Here is a 21,725-nt window from a genome sequence, read left to right as displayed (position 1 = left end):
CGGGCCCGGCGGTGAACCGGTCCGGAGGAACGCCGCGTATCCCGGGTACCTGCGCGGCGCAGGCTCCGGTGCTGACACGTGGAGGCATTGCACATGACCCTGTCACTCTCGGTGTCCGGGATGAGCTGCGGGCACTGCGCCTCGGCGATCAGGGACGAGGTGCTGCCGCTGCGCGGTGTCGAGGACGTCGAGGTGGACGTGCCCGCCGGCCGGGTGACGGTCACCGGCACCGCGGAGGAGTCCGCGGTGCACGCGGCCATCGCCGAGGCGGGGTACGAGGTCGTGTCCTGACCCGGCGGGACGGGGTCGGCGGCCCGCCGGGCCCGGTCGCGGTGTGGGAGTATCCGAGCGACATGGGTCCGTTGTCGGTCGTGCGCTGGGTGCGGGCGGCGAGCTTCGCCGCCACGTGCGCCGGCCTCGCCGCGCTCGGACACATCGCCGGCGGCGGCACCCCCGACCGGGCGGCCACGCTGCTCGGCTTCCTGCTCCTGCTGGTCCCAGCGCTGGCACTGACGGGCCGGGAGCGGAACCTGGCGTCGATCCTGCCGGCGACCGCTGTCTCGCAGGTCGTCCTGCACGTGCTGCTCATGCTGGCCTCCGAGCCGAGCACGGCCGCGAGCATCGCACCCGGCGCAGGCGGGATGCATCACCGCGGTATGCCCGGGCTGGCGATGCTCATGATGCACGCGGTGGGCGTGCTCGTGACGTCCGCGTGGCTTGAGTGGGGCGAGGTCCGGCTGTGCGCCTTCGTCCGCACCCTGGCCGCGTGGGCTGTCCGCCCGCTGCTGGTTCTGCTGTACCTCATCGCCCGGCGTGTGGACGCCGGGCCACGGCCGGTCGCGTTCGCGCGCGCCGATGTGCGCGCGCCCGTCCAAGCCGTTCTGCGGTACGCCGTGGTCCGTCGCGGGCCTCCTGGGACGTGGAACGTCCCAGGAGCGGTCGCGTAGTCACTGAGGTTCTGATCTCACGCTCCTGGGGCGAAGCATGCCGCCGGACGTCCTGAATCGGCGGCTTCGACAGGTTCCCTGCGCCGAGCCAGTAGCGCACCAGCGCTTTGACCGCTGGGCCGAGCGGCCGGCTGCTCCACGACGTCGAGAAAGAGAAGACCCATCGTGAGTCGTCCCCTGTCCTCCCATCGTCTTTCCCTCCGGACCGCCGCCGTCGCGACGTGTGCGGCGCTCGCCACCGCCCTGGGTGCGGTGGCCTGCGGCGAGTCCGGTTCCGGCACCGCCTCCTCGGGCGCCGGCGTGAACGGTCCCGCCGGCAAGACCTCCTATCCGCTGTCGTTCGACAACTGCGGCACCAAGGTCTCTTTCAGCAAGGCGCCGCAGCGGGTGCTGATCCTGAACGGAACCTCCGTCGCGGAGGTCGAGAGCTTCCTGATGCTGGGGCTGGAGAAGCACATCCTGGCCAACGCGCAGACCTACGGCGTCTCCGACGACCCGTCCATGATCGCCAAGATCAGGGCGCTGCCCACCGGCGGCCTGACGATGAACAAGAACTTCGACGTCCCCGCCGAGCAGGTGCTCAAGCTCAAGCCCGACCTCGTGGTGTCCACCTGGTCCGGCGGGTTCGACGCCAAGCGCGGCTTCGCCACCCGCGAGCAGCTCGCCGCCGCCGGTATCACCACGCTCGTCAATCCGGTCAACTGCGCCAACGGCAAGCCCGACGCGACCGCGGCCGAGAAGCGGGCGTACAGGAACCAGTCGATCAACTCTTCGTTCGAGTTCCTGCTGCTGCTCGGCCGGATCTTCGACGCCCAGCAGCGCGCCGCGGACCTGGTCTCCAGGCTGCGCGGCAGGATCGAGGCCGTCCGGGCGCGGACGGCCGGCAAGCCCGCCAGGAAGGTGCTCATCGCCTATCCCGGCATGGCGATGATGAACGCCAACGGGCTGCCCGCGGTCATGACCGGCGGGATCTACGACGACGTCATCAGGGCCGCGGGCGGCACCAACTCCTTCTCCGGCCGCGGCGAGGAGGTCACCCGCACCCTCAACAAGGAGCAGCTCGCCACCGCGCAGGTGGACGTGCTGGTCGTGGGCCTGTTCACGCCGCAGGAGAAGGGCGAGGCGGAGGCGGCCCGGCTGTTCGCCGCCTACCCGCAGTGGAACGCCTCCAAGACCAGGACCTACGCGATCGTCTCCGATGGGGTCTACCTCGGCCCGCTGAACGCCGTGGGCGTGGAGAAGATCTCCAAGGTGGTCCACGCCGATGGCTGACACGCTGATCCCCGGCTCGCCGTCGGGGCGGGCCTCCGACCGTCCGGCGACCCGGCCCTCCGGTCCCCACCTGGTGTCGGGCGCCGGTACGGGAGTGCTTCTCGCGGCCCTCGGCGCGGCGCTCGTCGCGGCGATGGCGGCCGGCGTCTCGATCGGGTCGGTGAACCTTCCGCCGGGCAAGGTCTGGGGTGTGGTCTGGGCGCATCTGTACGGCGGTGATTCCGATCCGCTGCTCGACCAGGTCGTCTGGCAGATCCGCACGCCGCGGGTGCTGCTGGCCGCGCTCGCCGGGGCGGGCCTGTCGGTGGCCGGCGTCGCGCTCCAGGCGCTGGTCCGCAACCCGCTCGCCGACCCGTACGTGCTGGGCGTGTCGTCCGGCGCCTCGCTGGGGGCGGTGCTGGTGCCCGCCCTCGGCGGTACGGCGCTGGGCGGCGTGACGAGGGCGCTGGGCGTCACCGGCGCCGCGTTCGGCACGGCGCTGCTGTCGGCGCTGGTGGTGTACGTGCTGGCGCAGCGGGCCGGACGGCTGCTGGACTCCTGGCTCGTCCTGACCGGCGTGGCGATCGGCTACCTGTGCACCGCCGCCACGACGTTCGTCCAGCTCCAGCTCGAACCGACCGAGCTGCAAGGGATGATGTTCTGGCTCATGGGCAGCGTGGCCGGCGCCGCGTGGGACGACCTCGGCCTCCCGGCCGCGCTGATCGCGGCGTGCCTGGCCTACCTCATGCTCCAGGCCCGGCCGCTGAACGCTCTCCTGGCCGGGGAGGACGCGGCCACCGGCGCCGGCGTTCCGGTGGCGGCGCTGCGGGTCTCCCTGCTGCTGGTCGGGTCGCTGCTGACCGCAGCCGTGGTCAGTGTCGTCGGCGGCGTCGGGTTCCTGGGCCTGATGGTCCCGCACATGACCCGGTTCGTCGTGGGCGGCGACCACCGCCGCGTCCTGCCCGTGGCGCTGCTGGGCGGCGCGGTCTTCCTGGTCCTCGTGGACCTGGCCGCCCGGATCGCCGACCGGCCCAACGAACTGCCGGTCGGGCTGTTCACGACCGGGCTCGGCGTCCCGTTCTTCCTGTGGCTGCTGCGCCGCCGCGCCACCGGAGGCCGGCATGCGGCTTGACCTCAACGGCGTCAGCGCGCGGATCGACGGGCGCCCCATCGTCACCGACGTGCACCTCAGCGCCGGACCGGGCGAGTTCGTGGCGCTGGTCGGCCCGAACGGCAGCGGCAAGTCCACCCTGCTGCGCACCGTGTACCGGTCGCTGCGCCCGTCCGGCGGCGTCGTCCACCTCGGCGGCGAGGACCTGTGGCGGATGCGCCCCAGGCACGCCGCGCGCCGCCGCGCCGTACTCCCCCAGCACGGCGACGCCGGCGGCGAGTTCTCCGTCGCCGAGGCGGTCGCCGTGGGCCGCACCGCGCACAAGCGCCCGCTGGACCGGGAGAACGCCGCCGACCGCGCGGCGGTCACGACCGCGCTGGAACGCGTCGGCATGGCCTGGGCCGCCGGCCGGCTGCTGTCCACCCTCTCCGGAGGAGAACGCCAGCGCGTGCTGCTGGCCAGGGCGCTCGCCCAGGAGGCTCCGCTGCTGGTGCTCGACGAACCCACCAACCACCTGGACGCCGGGGCCCAGTTCACGCTGCTGGAGCTCATCCGCTCGCTCGGGCTCACGCTCCTGGCGGCACTGCACGACCTGGACCACGCCGCGTCCTACGCCGACCGGATCGTCGTGCTGCGCGACGGCCGGGTCGCCGGGCACGGACCGCCCGGCGAGGTGCTGACGCCCGCCTTCATCGAGGACGTCTTCGGCGTCCGCGCGCACATCGGCCCGCACCCGATCACCGGACGCCCGCACGTCGCGCTCGCGCCACCAACGTCGCCGGGCCCGGTCTCGGCGACCGCATTGGAGGCGGATACCGCGACCTCATAATTCCTCCCGGACGGATCGGGCCTCAGAGATTCACTCCGAGGCCCGATCCGCCCGTCGCGTCCAAGGACGGATGGGCGCCTGCGGCATTCGTCGTCTCAGGCAGTGAGGACAGCCCCATGCAGGCGGACGCCAGTAGAGAGACACCTCGGCGCCGCTCGGCAAGGCGATGAGGGGCGCTTGGTCATTTCAGGTCGCCCTCGTCTGACCTGAAGGCGCCGGCGGATGCGGCGAGGGCGGCGGTTCTGGCGGCTTGGTCGGGTAGGTCCGGATCCGGTGGCGTGCGGAGGAGCACCAGCTGGTGGTAGATCGGCGCGGTGGCGGTGATGAGCAGTCGCCGGGCGTCGATGCCCGCCGGGAGTTCGCCGCGCAGGACGGCCCGGCTGACGATGATCTCGCAGCGGGCGTACCGGTCCTCCCAGAGCCGCCGTTGGGCGTGTTCGGCCTTGCCGGAGCGGAACGAGGCGGCGATCAGGGCCGCCACGACGGGCGGCTGCGCGGTCAGCGCGTCCTGGATCTCGTGGTTCAGCGCCGCCAGGTCGCCTTCGAGGGAGCCGGTGTCGGGGGGTTGCCAGGCGTCGTCGCCCGCCGCGTCGAGGACGTCGGCGAGCAGGCCGCCGACGTCCCCCCAGCGCCGGTACACCGTCGCGCGGTGCACGCCGGCGCGGGCGGCGACGGTCTCCATGGTGAGCCCGTCGTAACCGTGTTCCGCGAGTTCCGCGAGGACCGCGTCGATGACCCGCGCACGGTTGCGGGCGGTGCGGCCGCCGGGACGGCGCCGGGGCCCGGGCGCGGGGCCCTCTGCTCGTAGTGCTGGAGGAGTCATGGCTGGTCATCCGTTTGCGGCGAGGGACGGCGCTGTGGCAGCATCTTAATGCATCAGTTGTCGCACTAAAGGAGTCCCGCTCGATGCCGGCCGTTCCCGCCGACCCGACCGTGCTGCATCCGGTGCCCGGGCAGCCGCGGGTGGTGTTGCTCAAGCCGCTGGTCACGTCGCCGCTGATCGAGGTCGGGGACTTCTCCTACTACGACGATCCGGACGACCCGACCGCGTTCGAGACCCGCAACGTCCTGTACCACTACGGGCCGGAGAGGCTGGTCATCGGGAGGTTCTGCGCGCTCGGCGAGGGCGTGCGGTTCATCATGAACGGCGCCAACCACCGCATGGACGGCCCCTCGACGTTCCCGTTCCCGATCATGGGCGGTTCCTGGGCCGAGCACGTCGACCTCATCACCGGCCTGCCCGGACGGGGCGACACCGTGGTGGGCAACGACGTCTGGCTCGGCTACCGGACGCTGGTGATGCCGGGCGTGCGGATCGGCCACGGCGCCGTCATCGCCTCCGGCTCGGTCGTCGTCGACAACGTCCCCGACTACGGCGTCGCCGGGGGCAACCCGGCGCGCCTCATCCGCCGCCGCTTCGGCGACGCCGACGTCGACCGCCTCCTGGCCGTGGCCTGGTGGGACTGGCCGCTCCAGCACATCACCGAGCACGTTCGCACGATCATGTCCGGCGACATCGGCGCTCTGGAGGAGGCGGCGTCCGCCCTCCCGAACCGCTGACCTGCTTACCACTGAGGAGCGAGTCGGCAGCGTGCCCGCTGCGTCCGCGCTGAGCCCGTGCGCGCTGCTTCTTCAACGTGTCGCGGCTTCCGGGCTCCTTGGGACGCGAGGGCGGCCCGTCAGGAAGGCGGTCGCCGATTCACCGGCCCGTGCCCCGCCCGGTCTCGCTCGCAGGTCGTGAGCCGTAGGCGAGCAGTGCCATCTCGCGGGCGTTCTTGATGGCGCGGGCCAGCTGCTTCTGCTGCCGGACGGTCACGCCGGTGACGCGGCGGCTGCGGATCTTGCCGCGGTCGGAGATGAACCGGCGCAGCAGGTCCACGTCCTTGTAGTCGATGCAGGTGACGCCGTGCAGCGGGATGGTCACCAGATCGGGCGCCGCGGCCTTCCACCGCGAGCGGCGCTTGCGGGTGTTGCTGCGGGACTTCCTGCGCTTGGGGACGGCCATCGCCGGTCGTCACCAGCTCGACTTGGTGATGCCGGGGAGTTCGCCGCGGTGGGCCATCTCGCGGAACCGGACGCGGGACAGCCCGAACTTGCGCAGGTGCCCGCGGGGGCGGCCGTCGACGCCGTCGCGGTTGCGGACGCGGGTGGCGCTGGCGTCCCGGGGTTGCCGCTGGAGCTCGCGAAGCGCCGCCGCGCGGATCTCGTCAGCGGTGCGGGGGCTGCGGACCAGGCGTTTGAGCTCGGCGCGGCGGGCGGCATGGCGGGCGACGGTCGCGGCGCGCCGCTCGTTCGCGGCGATCTTGCTCTTCTTGGCCATCAGACCTTTCCTCCTCGTGCGCGGATCCGGGCGACAGCCGCCTCGATACCGATCGTGTCGACGGTCCTGATCGCCCGCGCGGTCAGCCGCAACCGCACGTGGCGGCACTCGCTGGGCAGCCAGTACCGCCTGGTCTGGATGTTGGGATCGAAGCGGCGCGAGGTGCGCCGGTGCGAATGGGACACCCTCGTGCCGAAGGACGGCCGGGAGCCGGTGAGCCGGCAGTGCGCGGACATCAGCGTTCCTCCCGGTACAGCACGTGCCTGCGGACGATCGGGTCGTACTTGCGCAACGCCAGCCGATCGGGGTCGTTGCGGCGGTTCTTGCGGGTGACGTAGGTGTGGCCGGTTCCGGCGGTGGAGCGCATCTTGATCACCGGCCGGAGCTCGTTGCGGGCCATCGAATCTCCTCTCGACCTCTGGCATGATAGCGATAATCATTTTCATCCGCGACAGGAGGACCCCCATGCCGACCCCCGTCGTGCTCGTGGCCGGGATCCACGGCACGGCCCGCGCCGCCGCCGTCGACCGGCTGCTGCGCGAGCACCCCGGCGCCCTGGCGATCCACCACGACCTCCGCGGCATCGCCGGAGGGCGGGTCGTCCGCACCGTCCGCGACGCCGGCGCCACGCTGGACCGGACGGAGATCCGCCTGGAACACGGCTGCGTGACCTGCACCGTCCGCCAGGACCTGATCCCGCGGCTGCTCGACCACGCCGGCCGCGCTCCCCTGCTGATCGTCGAGCTGTGGGACTGCGTCGAGCCCAGGCCGGTCGCCGAAGCCCTCGGCCACCCCGGATGGAACGGCGAGATACGGCTCACCGGTGTGCTGACGGCGCTGGACGCCGAGCTGATGCCCACCGACATCTGCCGGGGCGAGCGGCTGGCCGACATCGGCAGGGCGGGCGTCGCCGGGGACGAGCGCTACCTGGCCGAGGTCCTGGCCCACCAGATCGAGTACGCCACCGCGCTGCTCGTCCCCGACGTCCTGCCCGCTCCGCTGCCCCCGGCCGACCAGGACGACCTCGATCTGTGCCGCGAGGTGCTGGAGCACCTGGCACCGACCACGCCCGTCGTCCTCCCCGGTGCTCCGCTGCCGCGGGTCACCGGCCCGGCGCTGTGCGTCCACGAACTGGCCGCCCGCGTCGACCCGGCCACCGCTCGGCTGCCCTGCCCGCTGCGCACCCCGGCGGTGGACACCGTGGTCTGGCACCGCACCGCCCCGCTGCATCCGGCGCGCTTCTTCGACGCCATGGACGACCTGGCCATGCGCTCGGTCCGCAGCCGAGGACGTTTCTGGCTCGCCACCCGCCCCGACCGGATGCTGGCCTGGGACGCGGTCGCCGGCATCGTCACCATCGAGGACGCCGGCCCATGGCTGGCCGCACTGCCCATCGCCGCCGTCCAGCAGACCAGCCCCGCCCGCCGGATCGCGGCGTCCCTGGACTGGACACCCGAGCACGGCGACCGCGTCCAGCACCTGGTCCTCACCGGCCCCGGACTCGACCACGACCAGATCCACGCACTGCTCGACTCGTGCCTGCTCGACCCCCACGAAGCGGCGTCCGAGCTGGACGACCCCTTCGCCCAGATCCTCGACCTGAACCCGACCGCCTGACCTCGGAGAAGCACGATGCGACCAGCGCACTTCACCCCCACCGGCGACCACTTCCATGACGCCTCCGGCGACCACGCCGTAGCGGCCGCGCTGCTGTGGAACCCGCTGGGCGAGCGATATGTCGAGCTGCTCCGACCGGCCGCAGGCGAGCGAGTGCTGGACGCCTGCTGCGGAGCGGGCGCATCAGCCCTCCCGGCCGCCCGCGCCGTCGGCCCGACGGGCAGGGTCGATGCCGTAGACATCGCGGCCGGCATGGTGGAAGCGGGACGGCGGCGAGCAAAGACCGAGGATCTGCGCCAAGCACACTTCCATGCCGCCGACATCACAGCCTGGTCCCCGGCCCAGCCCTACGACCTCATCCTGTGCGGCTACGGCATCTTCTTCCTCCCGGACATGGACACCTCAGCCCGGCACTTGATAAGCCTGACACGCCCAGGCGGTCGCTTCTCGGTAGCCACCTGGGCCGAAGGAGCGCTCCAGGACTTCGGCGCCCTGCTGTTCCAGAGCGCGGGCGCCGAACGCTCACTGCCGTCCGGCGAACCACCCGTACGGCGTGCCAGCCGCCGGATCGAGACCGAGCGGAGGCTCGCCGACTGGGCGACGAGCTTGGACCTGACCCAGGTGACCGTGCACCGAATGGAGATGCGTGTCCCAATCTCACCGGAGAACGCCTGGGGGCTGGTCCTGGGAAGCGGGTTCCGCGCGATCCTCTCCGGCCTGGACGCCCGAGCCACCGCACGAGTGAGGAACCACTTTCTCGACGCACTCCGCACCGAGCGGATCGACCACCTCGACGCCTCGTCCCTCGTCCTCGCCGGAACGGCCTGAAGCGCCCACGCCCCACCACGAAGGCCGACAACACGTGTTCGCTGGACGGCAGGGTGATGTCTCTTTTCCGCCAGCGTCCGGATTCGGCGGCTCCTACGGTCGGGGGGTGCGAAACGATCTCGACGCCACGGCGCCTGCTCCTGCCCGACTACGCGCGCCCAACGTGCTGTTCATGTCGGTCGCCGCGGCCCTCGGCACGTCCACCATCTACCCGATGCAGCCGGCGATCGCCGACGTGGCGGACTCCTTGGGCGCGAAGGTGACCGCCGTGGGGATCGCACTCGCCTGCGGGCCCATCGGCTACATGGCCGGTCTCGCTCTTCTCGTGCCCTTGGTCGACCGTCTGGCCCCTGGACGCGTTCTGGCGGCTCAGTTCGGAGTCCTTGCCTGTGCGCTCGCAGCAGGTTCCGCCGTCGGCTCGGTGATCCTGCTGGGCGCTGTGATCGGCGTGGTCGGAGCCTGTTCGGCGGCCGGCGCCGGGCTGAGTTCGGTCGCCGGCCGTCTGGCCGCGCCACAGCGGCGGGCGACGACGTTGGGGATCGTGACCGCCGGCATCTCGGCCGGCATCCTCGCAGGCCGGATCATAGGCGGGTGGCTGGCCGACGCCATCGGCTGGCGGGGGATGCTGCTGGCGTTCGCTGCCGCCTGCGGCATCGTCGCCGTGTGCTGCCTGGTGGCGCTCCCCGCGACACGCGGCAACGGCCCCACACGCGGCTACCTTTCCACCTTGCGTTCCCTGCCTGGCTTGTTCGTCCACCACGCCCCCCTGCGAGTCGCCGCTCTCCGTGGCTCCATATGGTTCTTCGCGTTCTGCGCTGTGTGGGCCGGCCTCGCCGTCGCGCTCTCAGAGCCCCCGTACTCGTACTCGGCCGAACGGATCGGCCTGTACGCACTGGCAGGACTTTCGGGCATCCTGGCGACCCAGATCGCGGGCCGGTGGACCGACCGCGTCGGCGCCCGCCGCGTCATCCTCGTGGGACTCGCCGTGGCGGCGGCAGCCGCGGCCCTGGTCGGCTGGAGCCTCGCCGACACCGTCGTGACCCTGGTCTGCCTGGCGCTCTTCGACGCAGGGCTGTTCGCCGCCCAGGTGGCCAACCAAAGTACGGTCCTGGCCATCGATCCCTTGGCACCGGCCCGTTTCAACAGCGCCTACATGCTGGTCTACTTCGTCGGCGGAAGCCTCGGGACCGCCTTCGGCGCTGCGGCGGTCGAATGGTTCAACTGGCCGTCCACAGCACTGATCACGGCAGCGGCCATCGGAGTCGCCGCAATGATCACCGTCCTCGCGCGCCCCGCCCCGACGAGTGCGGCAGCAGCCGACCAGGTCGCGCGATAAGGACACCGTCGAAGTTCCCGCTCCCCCGACGCTCCAGACGTGCCACACCGTCCCCCGTACACACGAGGTCAGCCAAATGATCCGGCCGCGCCCGGAACGCACTTCTCACAGGTGATGGATCAGCGCGGTGAGCAGCCAGCTCACGGCGCCGACGGTGGCTCCGCTGATGACGGCGCCAGGAACGACGTCCCGCGCGCGGTCAATGATCACGGCGAGGTGGCGCTGCAAGTGGTGACGCATCGTGTGCTCCCGGGTCGAGTGGGAGCGGGCGGCCGGCCGGGCCCGCGATCGGTTGGTGGTGACGACTCAACCTGTGACGGGCCTGTCCAGGTCGCGATCGGGACAAAGTGTGGACGATCCGTGTACGCCCGATCAGCGACGTGGGCATGCTGAGCACAGGTCACCGGCGACTCCGGCCTCGAAAGGGAGTCAGGCCCCCGACGGAAGCGGTCGGACAGTTCCGGACACCTACGGTCGGCGGGAGAGGAACGCGTTATGGGAGAAGGCTTGCCGCGTGCGGCCGATCCCGAGGCGGTGCACACGCCGGGGAGTCTGGCGGCAGCGTTGCGAGCTCTCGCAGGTGCACGCAGCGTCCGCGCCATCGAGGCCGCCAGCCGGACGCCCGGTGGAAAGGCGAGGCTGTCCAAAAGCACGGTGCAAGCGCTTTTCGACCCGGCGACGCTGTGCCGCCAAGCAACGCTGGAGATCTACCTGGAGGTCGTCGGTATACCGGTCGGTGAGTGGGACCGGTGGTTCGACGCGTGGGAACGCGCCCGCACGACGTCCGGGGCCTTCGGCGCCGTCCGCGCACGCGATGCCTCCTGGAAGCTCCTGGGTGTGCACGAGCCGATCGAGATGCCCGGCACCGACCCCAACACCCTGCCGGTCTACGTTCCCCGCGATGTCGACGGCCAGCCCGGAACGGGCGTGCGGGCCCGCCTGGCGGAGGCCGCCGTGTCGGGTGGTTTCGTGGTCCTGGTCGGCGGCTCGTCCACCGGCAAGACCCGGTGCCTGTGGGAGGCCGTCCGCGCGGAGCTGGGCCAATGGTGGCTGCGGCGGCCCAGCGGGGCCGACGAGCTGGCTGGCTGGGCCGCCGATCCGCCGCCGCGGCTGGTGCTGTGGCTGGACGAACTGCAGAACCACCTGAACGAGGGTGGGCTGACCGCGGCCGCCGCCGAGCGGCTGATCGCCGGCGGCTGTGTGCTGGTCGGCACCCTGTGGCCGTCCTACTACAGGCCGTACAGCGCCACGCCGGACGCGGCCTTCGGCGGCGGCCCGGACGCCGATCCTTATGAAGACGAACGTCGCACTCTCGCGCTGGCGCGGGTGATCCGGCTGCCCGAGCGGCCGACGCCCGCCGAGTGGCGCCGGGCCCGCGCCCTCGCCGACGGCAGCGGCGACGGCCGCGAGGGCGGTGGTGATGCGAGGCTACGTGAGGCGCTGAGGCACGGAGGGTACGGATTCCCGCAGACGATCGCCGCCGCCCCGCAACTGGTCGACCGCTGGAAGGACGGCAACGCCTACGAGACCGCCGTGCTGACCGCCGCCGTCGATGCCGTCCGGCTCGGTGTGCGCACGCCGATCCCCGCCGCGCTGCTGCGGGCGGCTGCCCCCGGCTATTGCAGCCTGGATGAGCGCGCCCAAGCGCCATCCGACTGGTTCGAGGCGGCGCTGGCCTACGCCACTCAGCGGCTGAACGGCGCCATCGCGGCGCTCACTCCGGTCGCTGGAGGCACGACGATGGGGACTGTCGCGGGCTACCGGCTCGCCGACTATCTGCTGGAGCACCTCCTGCCCGATCGCCGGCGCTACTGTCCGCCGGCCACCTTCTGGGAAGCTTGCCTCACTCACCTCAGGTTCGATGCGGAGCCGGCCGTCTGGGACGACCTGGTCCGTCTCGGCCACGGCGCTTTCGATCGGCTCCGCTACTGCTATGCGCTTCCACTGCTGGATCACCCCACCCTTTCGTGGGACGGAAGGAGATGGACTCGTTTAGAGGGGCTCTTGGACAGGAGGACGGCCACCGAAGAGTTGCAGGAATGGGCCGACGCGGGCGAGCGGTGGGCCGTCCAACAACTGGCTTCCCGGTTGGCTCGCCAAGGCAAGGTGCGGCAGGCCATCGACCTTCTGCGAAAGCATGCTGTCACCGGCGGCTCGGACGTGGCCAAGATGCTTGCCGAGGAGTTGGTTTTCCTCGGCGGAGTGCAGCAGGCGATCAGCGTGCTGCGCGCGGAAACCGATACAGGCGCGCGCTTGGTCTCCGGATTGTCCAGCCAGTTGGCCGATTTTCTTGCCGAGCACGGTGAGGCGCAAGAACTCCGCTACCGCGCCGACGCCGAAGACGTGGTCGCGGCGGGGCGGTTGGCTGAACTGCTGGGCGAGCTGTGTGAGATGCAGGAACTGCGGGATCGCGCCGCAGCCGGCAGTGAACACGCTCGCAAGAAGCTGGCAGAAGTGCTGGCCGAACAGGGTGAGGTCGAGGAGGCCATCACCATCGCGCGCGACCTGGCCGACGGCGAGGACTCGTTCGTGAAGCGGGAGATGATCGGCCTACTGGACGACTTGCTGACCCAAAAGGACTCAGTCGAGGAACTGCGCGCTCGTGCCGATGCCGGGGACCGGCGTGCCGTCTACTCCCTGGCCCATTGGCTGGCTGAACACGGCCAAGTCGAGGAGGCCATAACAGTCCTGCGCGACCACGCCGACTCCGACTATCCCGCGACCAGACAGTTGGCCAATCTGCTGGCCGAGCACGGCCAGGTTGAAGAGGCCATCCGTCTGCTGCGCGACAGGGTCGACGCCATCGCCCCCGCAGTCTCCATGTTGACACTGAGTCTGATCGATCTCCTGGCTGAGCACGGCGACGTGCAGCAGTTGCGGGAACGCGCCGACGCCGGCTCCGGGTACGCCGCCAGGCGGCTGGCCGACCTTCTGGCCGAGCGCGGCGATGTGCAGCAGCTGCGCGACCGCGCCGACACCGGCGACGGACACGCGCGCTACCGATTGGGTGACCTGCTCGCCGACCGCGGCCACGTGGAGGAACTGCGCGACCGCGCCGACGCCGGCGACGTCTACATCGCCGACAGGCTGGCCAGATGGCTGGCCGAGCGCGGCGATGTGCAGCAGCTGCGCGACCGGGCCGACACCGGCGACCTGCGTGCAGCTCGATGGCTGGCCGACCTGCTGGCAGAACGGGGCGAGGTGTCTCAGGCCCGCACCGTCCTTACGGCCATGGTCGACGCCGCCGACGAGGACGCGGCCCCCAGGATGATCGCGTTGCTGCGCGGAAGCGGCCGATATGCGGAAGCTGAGTGCTTGTGGCGGTTCGGACTGACCGCCGAAGGCGAGATCGCATCCGGCCCCACCTGAAGCCATGAGCCTCCGTGGTGTCCGGACCCCGGACCTGGGCGGTCCGGCAGGCCGCGTCCTTTACATTGTAGATTCCGAACGCCGGTCTCTGCCGTCGTCGGGAGAGGGACGCTAGTGACCGACCGCCAAGGCGGGTTGCGTCACTGCATGGCGAACTTGATCAGAGCCTGCCGGTCGCCTTGCTTGATCTTCCCGGGGCGGTTCAGGACTTCGAGCTGCCAGGCGGGGCCGTTGCGGAAGGCGCGGCAGATCGCGTTGGCGTTGTCCTTGCCGAGCAGGGACGGCCAGATGTCGGCCACCTGTTCGCTGGTTCCGCCGGTGGCGTCGTAGACCTTGAACGAGACGTTGTTGGCCTTGTCGAAGGAACTGCCCCGCTTGAACGCCGCGGCGATGAAGACGATGGAGGTGATCGTGGCCGGCACGTCGGCGAAGGTGACCTGGACGGTCTCGTCGTCGCCTTCGGCGGCGCCGGTCTGCTCGTCGCCGGAGTGCCTGACCGAGCCGTTGCCCAGGGGGTCCAGCGAGTCCAGGCCGGCGAACCTGACCGGTTCCGAACCCTGCATCAGCACTGCGACCAGGTCGAGGTCCACCCCCTTCTTCCGGCGGGCCATGCCGAGGATCCCGCCGCTTGAGCCGGCGGAGGGATCCCAGGCGACTCCCACGATGAGGTGGGTGATGCCGTTCAGGTCGGCTGCGCCGTCTTCCTTGGTGAGCGTGATCGCCATGCGTTCCTCTAGCGTTCTGGGACTGGTCCGTGGCGGACGGGTCAGCGGACTCCCCCGCGTGCAGATCAACGAGCCGGACCGGTCGCAGGTTCCGATTCCGCACGAGTGGCGACGAAGCGGGAACCGTTCGCGGGCTTCGGCGGCTCTAAGATCCAGCTGATGATCACCCGAGTGGGAGGAACGCCGAAATGCCCGTGATCAGAGAGGTGAGGGCCACGCCCGGCGGACGGGTGCGGCTGGACGTCGCTTCGCAGGGCTACTCGGCCGACGCGGAGTCGTTCGGCGACAAGCTGGAGCGCTGGGGTCACCGCCTCTTCCGCGACAGGATCCTCTTCAGCGCGCTCGGACTGGCCATCGTGCTGTCGTTCCCGGGTTACTACATCCCCAAGGCGATGGACGCGTCCGAGGCGACGATGATGATCTTCGTGGCCCCCGCGCTGCTCTGCTTCGTGTACTTCCTCGTCGGTCTGGCACTGCGCGCGGCCGCGTCGCTGGTCGTCACCGTCCTGATGGTCGTGTCGCTGCCGCTCCTGCTCATCGGCCCCTACCGGCGCTGGCTGTTCGGCACTCGGTCGCCCATCGAACGACGCCGCGGGTTCGTGCACACCTCGCAGATCCACGCGGGGCGGATCCAGGCCGAAGGCGATCGCGTTGTGGTGTGGGTGCAGCTCACCAGTGGCATGCACGTTTCCTACACGGCCCATGGCGATGCGGGGCGCCGGCTGGCTCAGCAGTTCGCCGCGTTGCTCGGCCCGCACCGGCTCCAGCCCACCCACTGAGACGGAGTCCATCGCGCCCGCGCCAGTCGTGGCGGGACGGGCGCTCGCCGCCCGATTAATCGACTGTGATCTCCCACCCGAACTGCGACACTGGATCAATGACCTCGCTCGCCGCTGAAACCGTGACCATGCGGGACGTCGACCTCGGCGCTCTCAACAGCGCCACGAAGTACCCGAGCATCCCGACGTTCCACGCGCTCGACCCGAAGAACGGCAGCCTCCAGGACGGCCCGACCGCCTTCGCCGGCGTGACCGGCCGGGTGCTGCTGACGGAGAAGGTCGACGGCACGAACTCGCGGATCATCGTGTTCCCGGGCGGCGACTACATCCTCGGGAGCCGCGAGGAACTCCTGCACGCCAGAGGCGACCTCATCGCGAACCCGGCGCTCGGCATCGTCGACGCCCTCCGCCCGCTCGCCGAGTCCGTCGCGGACGGCGACGTGTTCCGGGTGCTGTACCTGGAGGTGTACGGAGGCAAGGTCGGCGGCGCCGCGAAGCAGTACAGCGGCCACCGTGCCGTCGGTGTCCGCCTGTTCGACGTGGCCACGGTCCCGGCGGAGGTGCTGAGCTGGCCGCGGGAGCGGATCTCGGCGTGGCGCGAAGACGGCGGGCAGGCGTTCCTCGACGAGGAAGGGCTGACCGCCGTGGCCGAAGCGCACGGACTCGACCTGACGCCCCGGCTCGGCGAACTGCCAGCGTCGGACCTCCCGACCGATCTCGGCGAGACCCGCGGGTTCCTCAGCGAGTACCTTCCGGCGACCCGGGTCGCGCTCGACGACGACGCCGGCGGACGAGCCGAGGGCATCGTGGTGCGCACGGTCGACCGGTCGGTGATCGCGAAGGCCCGCTTCCAGGACTACGACCGCACTCTGAAGCGGCGCAAGCCCTGACGGAAGCTTCGTGCTGCGTCTTTTGAGCTCTCTCGAAAGTTCTTGATCGGCGCGGCCCGGCACAGCGAGACTCTGGGCACAGGCCATCGGGGCGTCGTTTCCCAGCGGTCAGGTGTCAAGAGAGGAGATGCGAGAGTTCGCCTCAGTCCTCGCCGCCGCTTCGTCCATTGCCGCGCCGCTCATCGTGGCGATTCCAGCGCCCACGCCTGTCGGCCCATGCGTGATTTCCGGCATCTCGTCGTGCACTATGGCCACGACTGGTTCGCCTTCATTCCTCGGACGTCTACAACGGTATGGGCAGGCGCCTACTACCGTCGTAATGTCGGCCCGGTCGCGTGGCCGAACTTCGAGCTTTGGGAAGCGTGAAGAGGATCCCTCATCGAGGCCCTTCTACGCGGAACAGGTTCGCGGCGGCTTTGTGTTCTCTCAGCGGCGAGTGGTGGCCGCCCTTCTCAGGGCGACCACCGTGGTTCACTGCGCTGGAGTCCTCAGCCGACGCCTTCGCTCTCGGCCATCTGCGAGGTCTGGAGCTCCCGCAGTCTGGCCGCGAACGACTGGAGTATCTGGGCGTAGCCGTGGCTCAGGTCCGCCGTCAGGGCTAGGCGGTGCGCGGGGAGCCCCTGTTTGATCGTCTCTTCGTGGCTGATGACGGCCTGGCAGGCGTCGAACATGCGCAGCAGCGTCCGGCCCGCCTCGGTGAGGCGCAGGGACGGGTCCCGGCGGAGCCGTTCGAAGGTGGCGGAGAGCTCCGATACCACCTCGGTCGTCGGCTGCTCCGGCGGGTCGAGCGGCTTGGCCGGTCGCGCCCGGACGGCGTGGCGGGCGGGGATCGGGTCGTCGCCGCGGCGGATCCGGTCGCGCACGTCCGCCGCGGTGGTGGGCGAGATACCGGCGGCGCGGGCGATCTGGCGGAGGGAGGCGTACGGGTCGCTGGCGAGGAGTTCGGCGGCGCGTTCTCGGCCGATCGCGCCGTCGACCGGCCGGGTCCGGCCGTCCCTGCCGATCCGGACGGCGGGCTGCGGGATCTCGTCGGCGAGCCGCCGCCGGAGTGCCGCGACCTTCTTGCCCGACAGCCCGACCACGACCGCGACCATCCGGTCCGACCACTCCGGGCGGGTGACGAAGATGCGCTCGGCCGCCGTCATCCGGTCCTGCTGGGAGAGCGGAAGGCCGTGCTGGATGTTGGCGGTGACCGACAGGACGAACATGTCGGCCTCGGTGCCGTGGACGTAGTGCGCGTCGATGGCGGTCTCGCCGCGCAGCATCGCGGCCCGGAGCCGGTGCATCCCGTCGATGACCGTCCGGGACGGCATGTGCACCACGATCGGGGGAAGCTTCGCGCCCGACTCGGCGAGGGTCCGCACGTGCTGCGCGTCCTCGCCCTCCAGGCGCGGGGACCCCGTCGTCACCAGGGAGTCGATGGGGACCCGAACCACGGGTGAGCGCTCGATGCCTTCCCGCTGGCGTGAGAGATGCCTGACCAGCGCGCTCTCACTGGATAGTGGATCTCGTACAGTCCTTTCCAAAGCGACCAATCCCCCAATGGAATGGTTGAAGAAGCCAACACGGAGAATCACTCACCGTTCACTGTGCCGCGACCCGCCGGCGGGGAAGTAGAGTCACCGGGAGGCAGCGTTCGGTTACTCTGGTGGGGAGCCGCCGCGCCGGTTCCGCCCGATGCTCCTTCCGGTCCCGATGGGCTCGGCGCGGTTGTTGAATCTCACATTACTGTGATCATCCTTACCGATCGCTAACCGGCGGGACGGGTAGCGTCAGCCGTTCGCGGAGTGAGATTCTCCGTGCCGTTTCATTCCTTCTCCGCCGGACTGGAGGGGGAATGTTCCACAGAAAGCGGGAAACGGTCGCGAGTGACATCTTGACTCTGGACTGTCATGCCCAGTGGGAAATTATTCGCGCATCACCGGTCGCCGGAGCGCCGCAACAGGTCCGGTGTGATGTCGGCCAGGGCGCGGACGCCGGCGAGCGACATGGCGTCGGTCAGCTCGTCGAGCAGGATCCTCAGGACGCCCGTCACGCCGTCGGGGCCGCCCGCGGCCAGGCCGTGCAGGACGGGCCGGCCGACCAGGACCGCCCGGGCGCCGAGGGCCAGCGCGGTGAGGACGTCGCGGCCGCGGCGCACGCCGCCGTCGAGCAGGAGCGGGACGCGGCCGGCCGCCGCCTCGGCGATCTCCGGCAGCACGTCGAGGGTGGCGGGAACGCCGTCGAGCTGGCGGCCTCCGTGGTTGGACACCACGACGGCGTCCGCTCCGGCCTCGATCGCGAGCACCGCGTCCGCGCCGGTGAGGACGCCCTTCACGACGATCGGCAGCGGGCTGACCGAGCGCAGCCAGGCCAGCACCGTCCAGTCGAGGTCGGGGTCGAACTCCTCCCGGGCGTGGACGGACGGGTCGGCGAAGCCGTCGCCGCCGGTCAGGTTCGCCGGGACGACGCCCGCGGGGAGCCGGAAGCCGTTGCGCACGTCCCGCAGCCTGCGGCCGAGGTGGGGCGCGTCGACGGTGAGGACGAGCGCCTCGACGCCCGCGCGCTCCGCCCGCTCGACGAGCCCGCGGGTCACCGCGCGGTCGCGCAGGCAGTAGACCTGGAGCCAGACGGGGACCCCGCGCCCGGTGAGGTCCTCGACGGCGCGGCTCGCGAACGTGCTGATCACCACCGGTACCGCCGCCGCGGCCGCCGTCCCGCGGACGGTGGCGGCCTCCCCCGCCGGGTGCGCCAGCGTGTGGTAGGCCACCGGCGCGACCGCGAGCGGCGCGTCCCAGCGCCGGCCGAGGATCTCGGTCGCGGTGTCCGGGCGGCTCGCGCCGCGCAGCACCGACGGCCGCAGCCAGTACCGGTCGAACGCCTCGGTGTTGGCCGCGAGGGTCCGCTCCTCGCCGGCGCCGCCTTCGAGGAAGTCCCAGACCGCCGGAGCGAGCCGCGCCCGCGCGGAGCGCGCGTAGTCGGCCAGCGTCAGCGGCGCCGCCTCGCCCGCGCCGTCGCCGCGCGGCCCGATCGCGGCCACCTCTAGTCGAGGACGGCGGGGCCGGCCGCCCGCTGCCGTTCGACGGCCTCGTACAGGGCCTGGATGTTGTTGCTGCCGAAGGTGCGGGCGCCCCGGCGGTCGATCAGCTCGTAGAACAGGGTGCCGCGGGGGTGCCGCGACTCGGTGAAGATCTGGAGCATGACGCCCGCGTGGTCGCGGTCGGCGAGGACGTTGAGCTCGCGCAGCTCCTCCACGCCGACGCCGATCGGTCCCAGCCGGGACGTCAGCGAGTCGTAGTAGGCGGACGGCGTGGACAGGAAGCGCACGCCGCTCTCGGCGCTCTTGCGGACGGCGGTGGTGATGTCCTCGGTGCGGAAGGCGACGTGCTGGATCCCGGCGCCGCCGTGGGCGTCCAGGAACGCGTCGATCTGGCCCGGGTCCCGGGTGGTGTCCGGTTCGAGGATGGTCAGGGTCAGCCGCCCGGACGCGCTCTGGACGACCTTGGAGTCCATGGCCTGCGAGCCGACGAGGATCCGCTCCTCGAAGATCAGGTCCAGGCCGAAGACGTCGCGGTACCGGCGGACGGTCTCGTCCAGGGTGCCCGCGGGGACGCAGACCGCGAAGTGGTCGACCTCGGTGAGCAGCCCGCCGCCGGCCCGGCCGCAGCCGACCTCGTCGATGAAGGAGGCGAACGGGCCCGAGGGGTCGTCGCGGGAGACGAACCGGTGCTCGACGTCGCCGAACCCGAGCACGGAGGCGAAGACGACGCCGGCTCCGTCGCGGCCGACCTGCTCCGGCGGCGCGACCGGGACGGCCCCGCGCGCCACCGCGGCGGTGTAGGCCGCCTCGGCGTCGTCCACCCGCAGGCCGATGACGCCGACGCCGGTGCCGTGCCGGCGGACGTAGCCGGCGGCGCGGTGGTCCGCGCCGGCGGCCGAGGTCAGGAGCAGGGTGATCTCGTCCTGCCATAACAGGACCGACTCGCGTCCGCGGGTCCCCCTGCCGGCGGTGCGGCCCGCGAGCGCGAACCCGAACCCGTCCCGCAAGTGCACGGCCGCTTCGTCGACGTCCTCGACGAGCAGCTCGATGTGGTCAATCGCCGTGATGTCCACCTGCCACCTCCGTGAATGCAGTCGGTGTCATGGCCGCCCGCGCGCCGGACGGCGCCGTCCCGGCCTCGGTCTCGATGAAGCGGGCCAGCCGGGAGATGCCCTCGTCCACCTCCGCGCGCGTGAGGTAGCTGATCGACAGCCTGATCGTGCCGGTCCCTCCGCCGCGCAGGTGGAAGTACGCCATCGGCGTCCAGATGACGCCGAAGTCCTCCGCCGACCTGACCAGCGCGGCGTTGTCGGCCCGGAAGGGGACCTGGAGGGTCAGGAAGAAGCCCCCGGTGGGCGCGTTCCAGCGCAGTCCGAGCTCGGCGCGGCGCTCGGCGGGGAACGCGCGGTCGAGGGCGTCCAGGGTGTACCGCATGGTGTCGCCGTAGTGGGCGGCGGACCTCGCGGTCAGCTCCGAGAGGCGGCCGCCGCACTCCAGCAGGGCGCCCGCGACCGCCGCCTGGCTCAGCGCCGACGTGTTCACCGTGAGCATGCTCTTGATCTTCGCGAGCTCGTCGGCCAGCAGGCCGCGCGTCCCGTCCTCCCGCAGCACCGGCTGGTCGGCGATCGCGTATCCGACGCGCGCCCCCGGGAAGACCGTCTTGGCGTAGGAGCCCAGGTGGACGACCCGCCGGTGCCGATCGAGCGCCTTCAGCGCGGGGATCTGCGCGCCGGGGCTGACGAGCCGGTAGGGGCTGTCCTCCAGGACGAGCACGTCGAGCCGGTCGGCGAGGTCGAGCAGCTCGTGCCGGGTCTCCAGCGGCATCGTGATCCCGGACGGGTTGGAGTGGTCCGGGATGACGTAGATCGCGCGAGGCCGGCGGCCGCGTGCCCGCTCGGCGGCGATCGCGGCCTCGACGTCGGCGCAGGACAGGCCGTCCGCGCGCTCCTCGACGACGGCGACCTCGACGTCCAGCAGCCGGGCCGCCCCGGTGATGCCCATGTAGCTCGGGCTGGACACCAGCAGGACGTCGTCGGGGCCGGCCATGAGCGCGCGCAGCGCCAGGAACATCGCCTCCTGGCAGCCGACCGTGACCACGATCGACTCGGGCGGCACGTCGATGCCCTCGTCCGCGCGGACCGAGGCCGCGATCACGTCGCGGATCAGGCCCGCGGACGGCCCGTACTGGTAGACGGTCTCGCGCACCTCGGCGGGCGAGCGCCCCTCGGAGGCCAGGTGGCCGAGGTAGCGCCGGACGTAGGTGAAGATCTGCTCGGTGTCGAAGAAACCGCCGTAGGGCCGTCCCGGAGCGAAGGAGACGGCGTCGGGGTACCGCAGCGTCACCTCGTTGAGGAAGTTCATCGTGTCCATGACCGGGTCCGTGACGCTGCCGTGGAGGTCCGCCGCGCGCAGCACGCGGCCACCGGGCGCCGGTTCCGGCGGCGTGGGCGGCGTGGGCTCGGCCGTCTCGACGAGGCCGGGACCGATGCCGGCGACCGACGCCAGCCCGGCGGACGCCATCGCGTCCTCGAACTCCTCCAGCAGGATCGCCAGCACGGACCGCACACCCTCGGCGGCGCCGACCGCCAGGCCGTGCAGGACGGGGCGCCCGACCAGGACGGCGTCCGCGCCGAGGGCGAGCGCGGCCAGCACGTCGCGGCCCCGCCGCGCGGCGCCGTCGAGCAGAGATCGGAAGAGCACACGT

At 71.4% G+C, this 21,725-nt stretch carries 23 protein-coding genes; 12 read left to right on the top strand and 11 right to left on the bottom strand.

Annotated features, from left to right (window positions below; translation table 11 throughout):
* Positions 1-93 precede the first annotated feature (93 nt).
* The 5 genes from E1300_RS29650 (at position 94) to E1300_RS29630 (ending at position 4,138) form a co-directional block, all read left to right on the top strand.
* Entirely contained in the window at positions 94-291 is a 198-nt protein-coding gene (locus E1300_RS29650; RefSeq protein ID WP_131760390.1) for a heavy-metal-associated domain-containing protein, read from the top strand.
* A gap of 62 nt (positions 292-353) precedes the next feature.
* Entirely contained in the window at positions 354-947 is a 594-nt protein-coding gene (locus tag E1300_RS29645) for a hypothetical protein (RefSeq protein ID WP_131760389.1), read from the top strand.
* Positions 948-1,112: 165 nt separating this feature from the next.
* Positions 1,113-2,219 carry an ABC transporter substrate-binding protein gene (locus E1300_RS29640; protein ID WP_207400031.1) on the top strand — a complete coding sequence of 369 codons (1,107 nt, stop codon included), beginning with the start codon at positions 1,113-1,115 and terminating at the stop codon, positions 2,217-2,219.
* On the top strand, positions 2,212-3,330 hold the full coding sequence (locus tag E1300_RS29635) for a FecCD family ABC transporter permease (protein ID WP_131760388.1): 1,119 nt from the start codon (positions 2,212-2,214) through the stop codon (positions 3,328-3,330). Before E1300_RS29640 ends, E1300_RS29635 begins: the two co-directional genes overlap by 8 nt.
* On the top strand, positions 3,320-4,138 hold the full coding sequence (locus E1300_RS29630; RefSeq protein WP_131760387.1) for an ABC transporter ATP-binding protein: 819 nt from the start codon (positions 3,320-3,322) through the stop codon (positions 4,136-4,138). The genes E1300_RS29635 and E1300_RS29630 overlap by 11 nt, the downstream gene beginning before the upstream one ends.
* A gap of 181 nt (positions 4,139-4,319) precedes the next feature.
* On the opposite strand, the gene E1300_RS29625 is transcribed toward E1300_RS29630, so the two are convergent.
* Complete coding sequence (locus tag E1300_RS29625; RefSeq protein ID WP_131760386.1) at positions 4,320-4,961, bottom strand: TetR/AcrR family transcriptional regulator; 642 nt, start codon at positions 4,959-4,961, stop codon at positions 4,320-4,322.
* Positions 4,962-5,044: 83 nt separating this feature from the next.
* Here E1300_RS29625 and E1300_RS29620 point away from each other — a divergent pair, with 83 nt between their 5' ends.
* Positions 5,045-5,698 carry a CatB-related O-acetyltransferase gene (locus E1300_RS29620; RefSeq protein WP_131760385.1) on the top strand — a complete coding sequence of 218 codons (654 nt, stop codon included), beginning with the start codon at positions 5,045-5,047 and terminating at the stop codon, positions 5,696-5,698.
* 139 nt (positions 5,699-5,837) lie between these two features.
* Here the strand turns inward: E1300_RS29620 and rpsR are convergent, their stop codons facing one another.
* Genes rpsR through rpmG form a run of 4 tightly spaced genes read right to left on the bottom strand, consistent with a single transcriptional unit; the run spans position 5,838 to position 6,858 of the window.
* Positions 5,838-6,143: a 30S ribosomal protein S18 gene (gene rpsR, locus E1300_RS29615; RefSeq protein ID WP_131760384.1), complete on the bottom strand. Its 306-nt coding sequence runs from the start codon at positions 6,141-6,143 to the stop codon at positions 5,838-5,840.
* Between the two features lie 9 nt (positions 6,144-6,152).
* Positions 6,153-6,458, bottom strand: coding sequence for a 30S ribosomal protein S14 (gene rpsN / locus E1300_RS29610; protein WP_131760383.1), 306 nt, complete (start codon positions 6,456-6,458; stop codon positions 6,153-6,155).
* Entirely contained in the window at positions 6,458-6,694 is a 237-nt protein-coding gene (gene rpmB / locus E1300_RS29605) for a 50S ribosomal protein L28 (protein ID WP_131760382.1), read from the bottom strand. Before rpmB ends, rpsN begins: the two co-directional genes overlap by 1 nt.
* The gene (gene rpmG / locus E1300_RS29600) at positions 6,694-6,858 is read right to left on the bottom strand and encodes a 50S ribosomal protein L33 (RefSeq protein WP_131760381.1); all 165 of its coding nucleotides are present in this window, start codon (positions 6,856-6,858) and stop codon (positions 6,694-6,696) included. The genes rpmB and rpmG overlap by 1 nt, the downstream gene beginning before the upstream one ends.
* Before the next feature lie 65 nt (positions 6,859-6,923).
* Between rpmG and E1300_RS29595 the strand changes: the two genes are divergently transcribed.
* The 3 genes from E1300_RS29595 (at position 6,924) to E1300_RS29585 (ending at position 10,239) form a co-directional block, all read left to right on the top strand.
* On the top strand, positions 6,924-8,075 hold the full coding sequence (locus tag E1300_RS29595; protein WP_131760380.1) for a CobW family GTP-binding protein: 1,152 nt from the start codon (positions 6,924-6,926) through the stop codon (positions 8,073-8,075).
* 15 nt (positions 8,076-8,090) lie between these two features.
* Positions 8,091-8,903, top strand: coding sequence for a class I SAM-dependent methyltransferase (locus E1300_RS29590; RefSeq protein ID WP_131760379.1), 813 nt, complete (start codon positions 8,091-8,093; stop codon positions 8,901-8,903).
* A 106-nt stretch (positions 8,904-9,009) separates the two neighbouring features.
* Positions 9,010-10,239, top strand: coding sequence for an MFS transporter (locus E1300_RS29585; protein ID WP_242619463.1), 1,230 nt, complete (start codon positions 9,010-9,012; stop codon positions 10,237-10,239).
* A 105-nt stretch (positions 10,240-10,344) separates the two neighbouring features.
* On the opposite strand, the gene E1300_RS53555 is transcribed toward E1300_RS29585, so the two are convergent.
* A complete protein-coding gene (locus E1300_RS53555; RefSeq protein ID WP_278045399.1) occupies positions 10,345-10,479 on the bottom strand; it encodes a hypothetical protein in 135 nt (44 codons plus the stop codon).
* Between the two features lie 255 nt (positions 10,480-10,734).
* Between E1300_RS53555 and E1300_RS29580 the strand changes: the two genes are divergently transcribed.
* Positions 10,735-13,608 (top strand): hypothetical protein, encoded by a 2,874-nt coding sequence (locus tag E1300_RS29580; protein ID WP_131760378.1) that lies wholly within the window; start codon positions 10,735-10,737, stop codon positions 13,606-13,608.
* A gap of 140 nt (positions 13,609-13,748) precedes the next feature.
* Here the strand turns inward: E1300_RS29580 and E1300_RS29575 are convergent, their stop codons facing one another.
* Complete coding sequence (locus tag E1300_RS29575; RefSeq protein WP_131760377.1) at positions 13,749-14,333, bottom strand: TerD family protein; 585 nt, start codon at positions 14,331-14,333, stop codon at positions 13,749-13,751.
* 188 nt (positions 14,334-14,521) lie between these two features.
* Here E1300_RS29575 and E1300_RS29570 point away from each other — a divergent pair, with 188 nt between their 5' ends.
* Together E1300_RS29570 and E1300_RS29565 are read left to right on the top strand one after the other, a co-directional pair.
* Complete coding sequence (locus E1300_RS29570) at positions 14,522-15,112, top strand: hypothetical protein (RefSeq protein ID WP_131760376.1); 591 nt, start codon at positions 14,522-14,524, stop codon at positions 15,110-15,112.
* Between the two features lie 98 nt (positions 15,113-15,210).
* Complete coding sequence (locus E1300_RS29565) at positions 15,211-16,002, top strand: RNA ligase family protein (protein ID WP_207400030.1); 792 nt, start codon at positions 15,211-15,213, stop codon at positions 16,000-16,002.
* Between the two features lie 488 nt (positions 16,003-16,490).
* On the opposite strand, the gene E1300_RS29560 is transcribed toward E1300_RS29565, so the two are convergent.
* The 4 genes from E1300_RS29560 to E1300_RS54350 all read right to left on the bottom strand — a co-directional run.
* Positions 16,491-17,411, bottom strand: a complete 921-nt coding sequence (locus tag E1300_RS29560; protein ID WP_207400029.1) for a ParB/RepB/Spo0J family partition protein — start codon at positions 17,409-17,411, stop codon at positions 16,491-16,493.
* A gap of 509 nt (positions 17,412-17,920) precedes the next feature.
* Positions 17,921-19,021: an alpha-hydroxy acid oxidase gene (locus E1300_RS29555; RefSeq protein WP_207400028.1), complete on the bottom strand. Its 1,101-nt coding sequence runs from the start codon at positions 19,019-19,021 to the stop codon at positions 17,921-17,923.
* Between the two features lie 2 nt (positions 19,022-19,023).
* Positions 19,024-20,094: a 4-hydroxyphenylpyruvate dioxygenase gene (gene hppD, locus E1300_RS29550; protein ID WP_131760374.1), complete on the bottom strand. Its 1,071-nt coding sequence runs from the start codon at positions 20,092-20,094 to the stop codon at positions 19,024-19,026.
* Positions 20,075-21,725: aminotransferase-like domain-containing protein (locus E1300_RS54350; protein WP_131760373.1), on the bottom strand; the 1,651-nt coding region annotated here is incomplete at its 5' end. The genes hppD and E1300_RS54350, both read right to left, overlap by 20 nt.

This window comes from Actinomadura fibrosa, from assembly GCF_900659615.1.
GTDB lineage: Bacteria > Actinomycetota > Actinomycetes > Streptosporangiales > Streptosporangiaceae > Spirillospora > Spirillospora fibrosa.
This window is presented reverse-complemented; position numbering and strand designations above follow the sequence as displayed.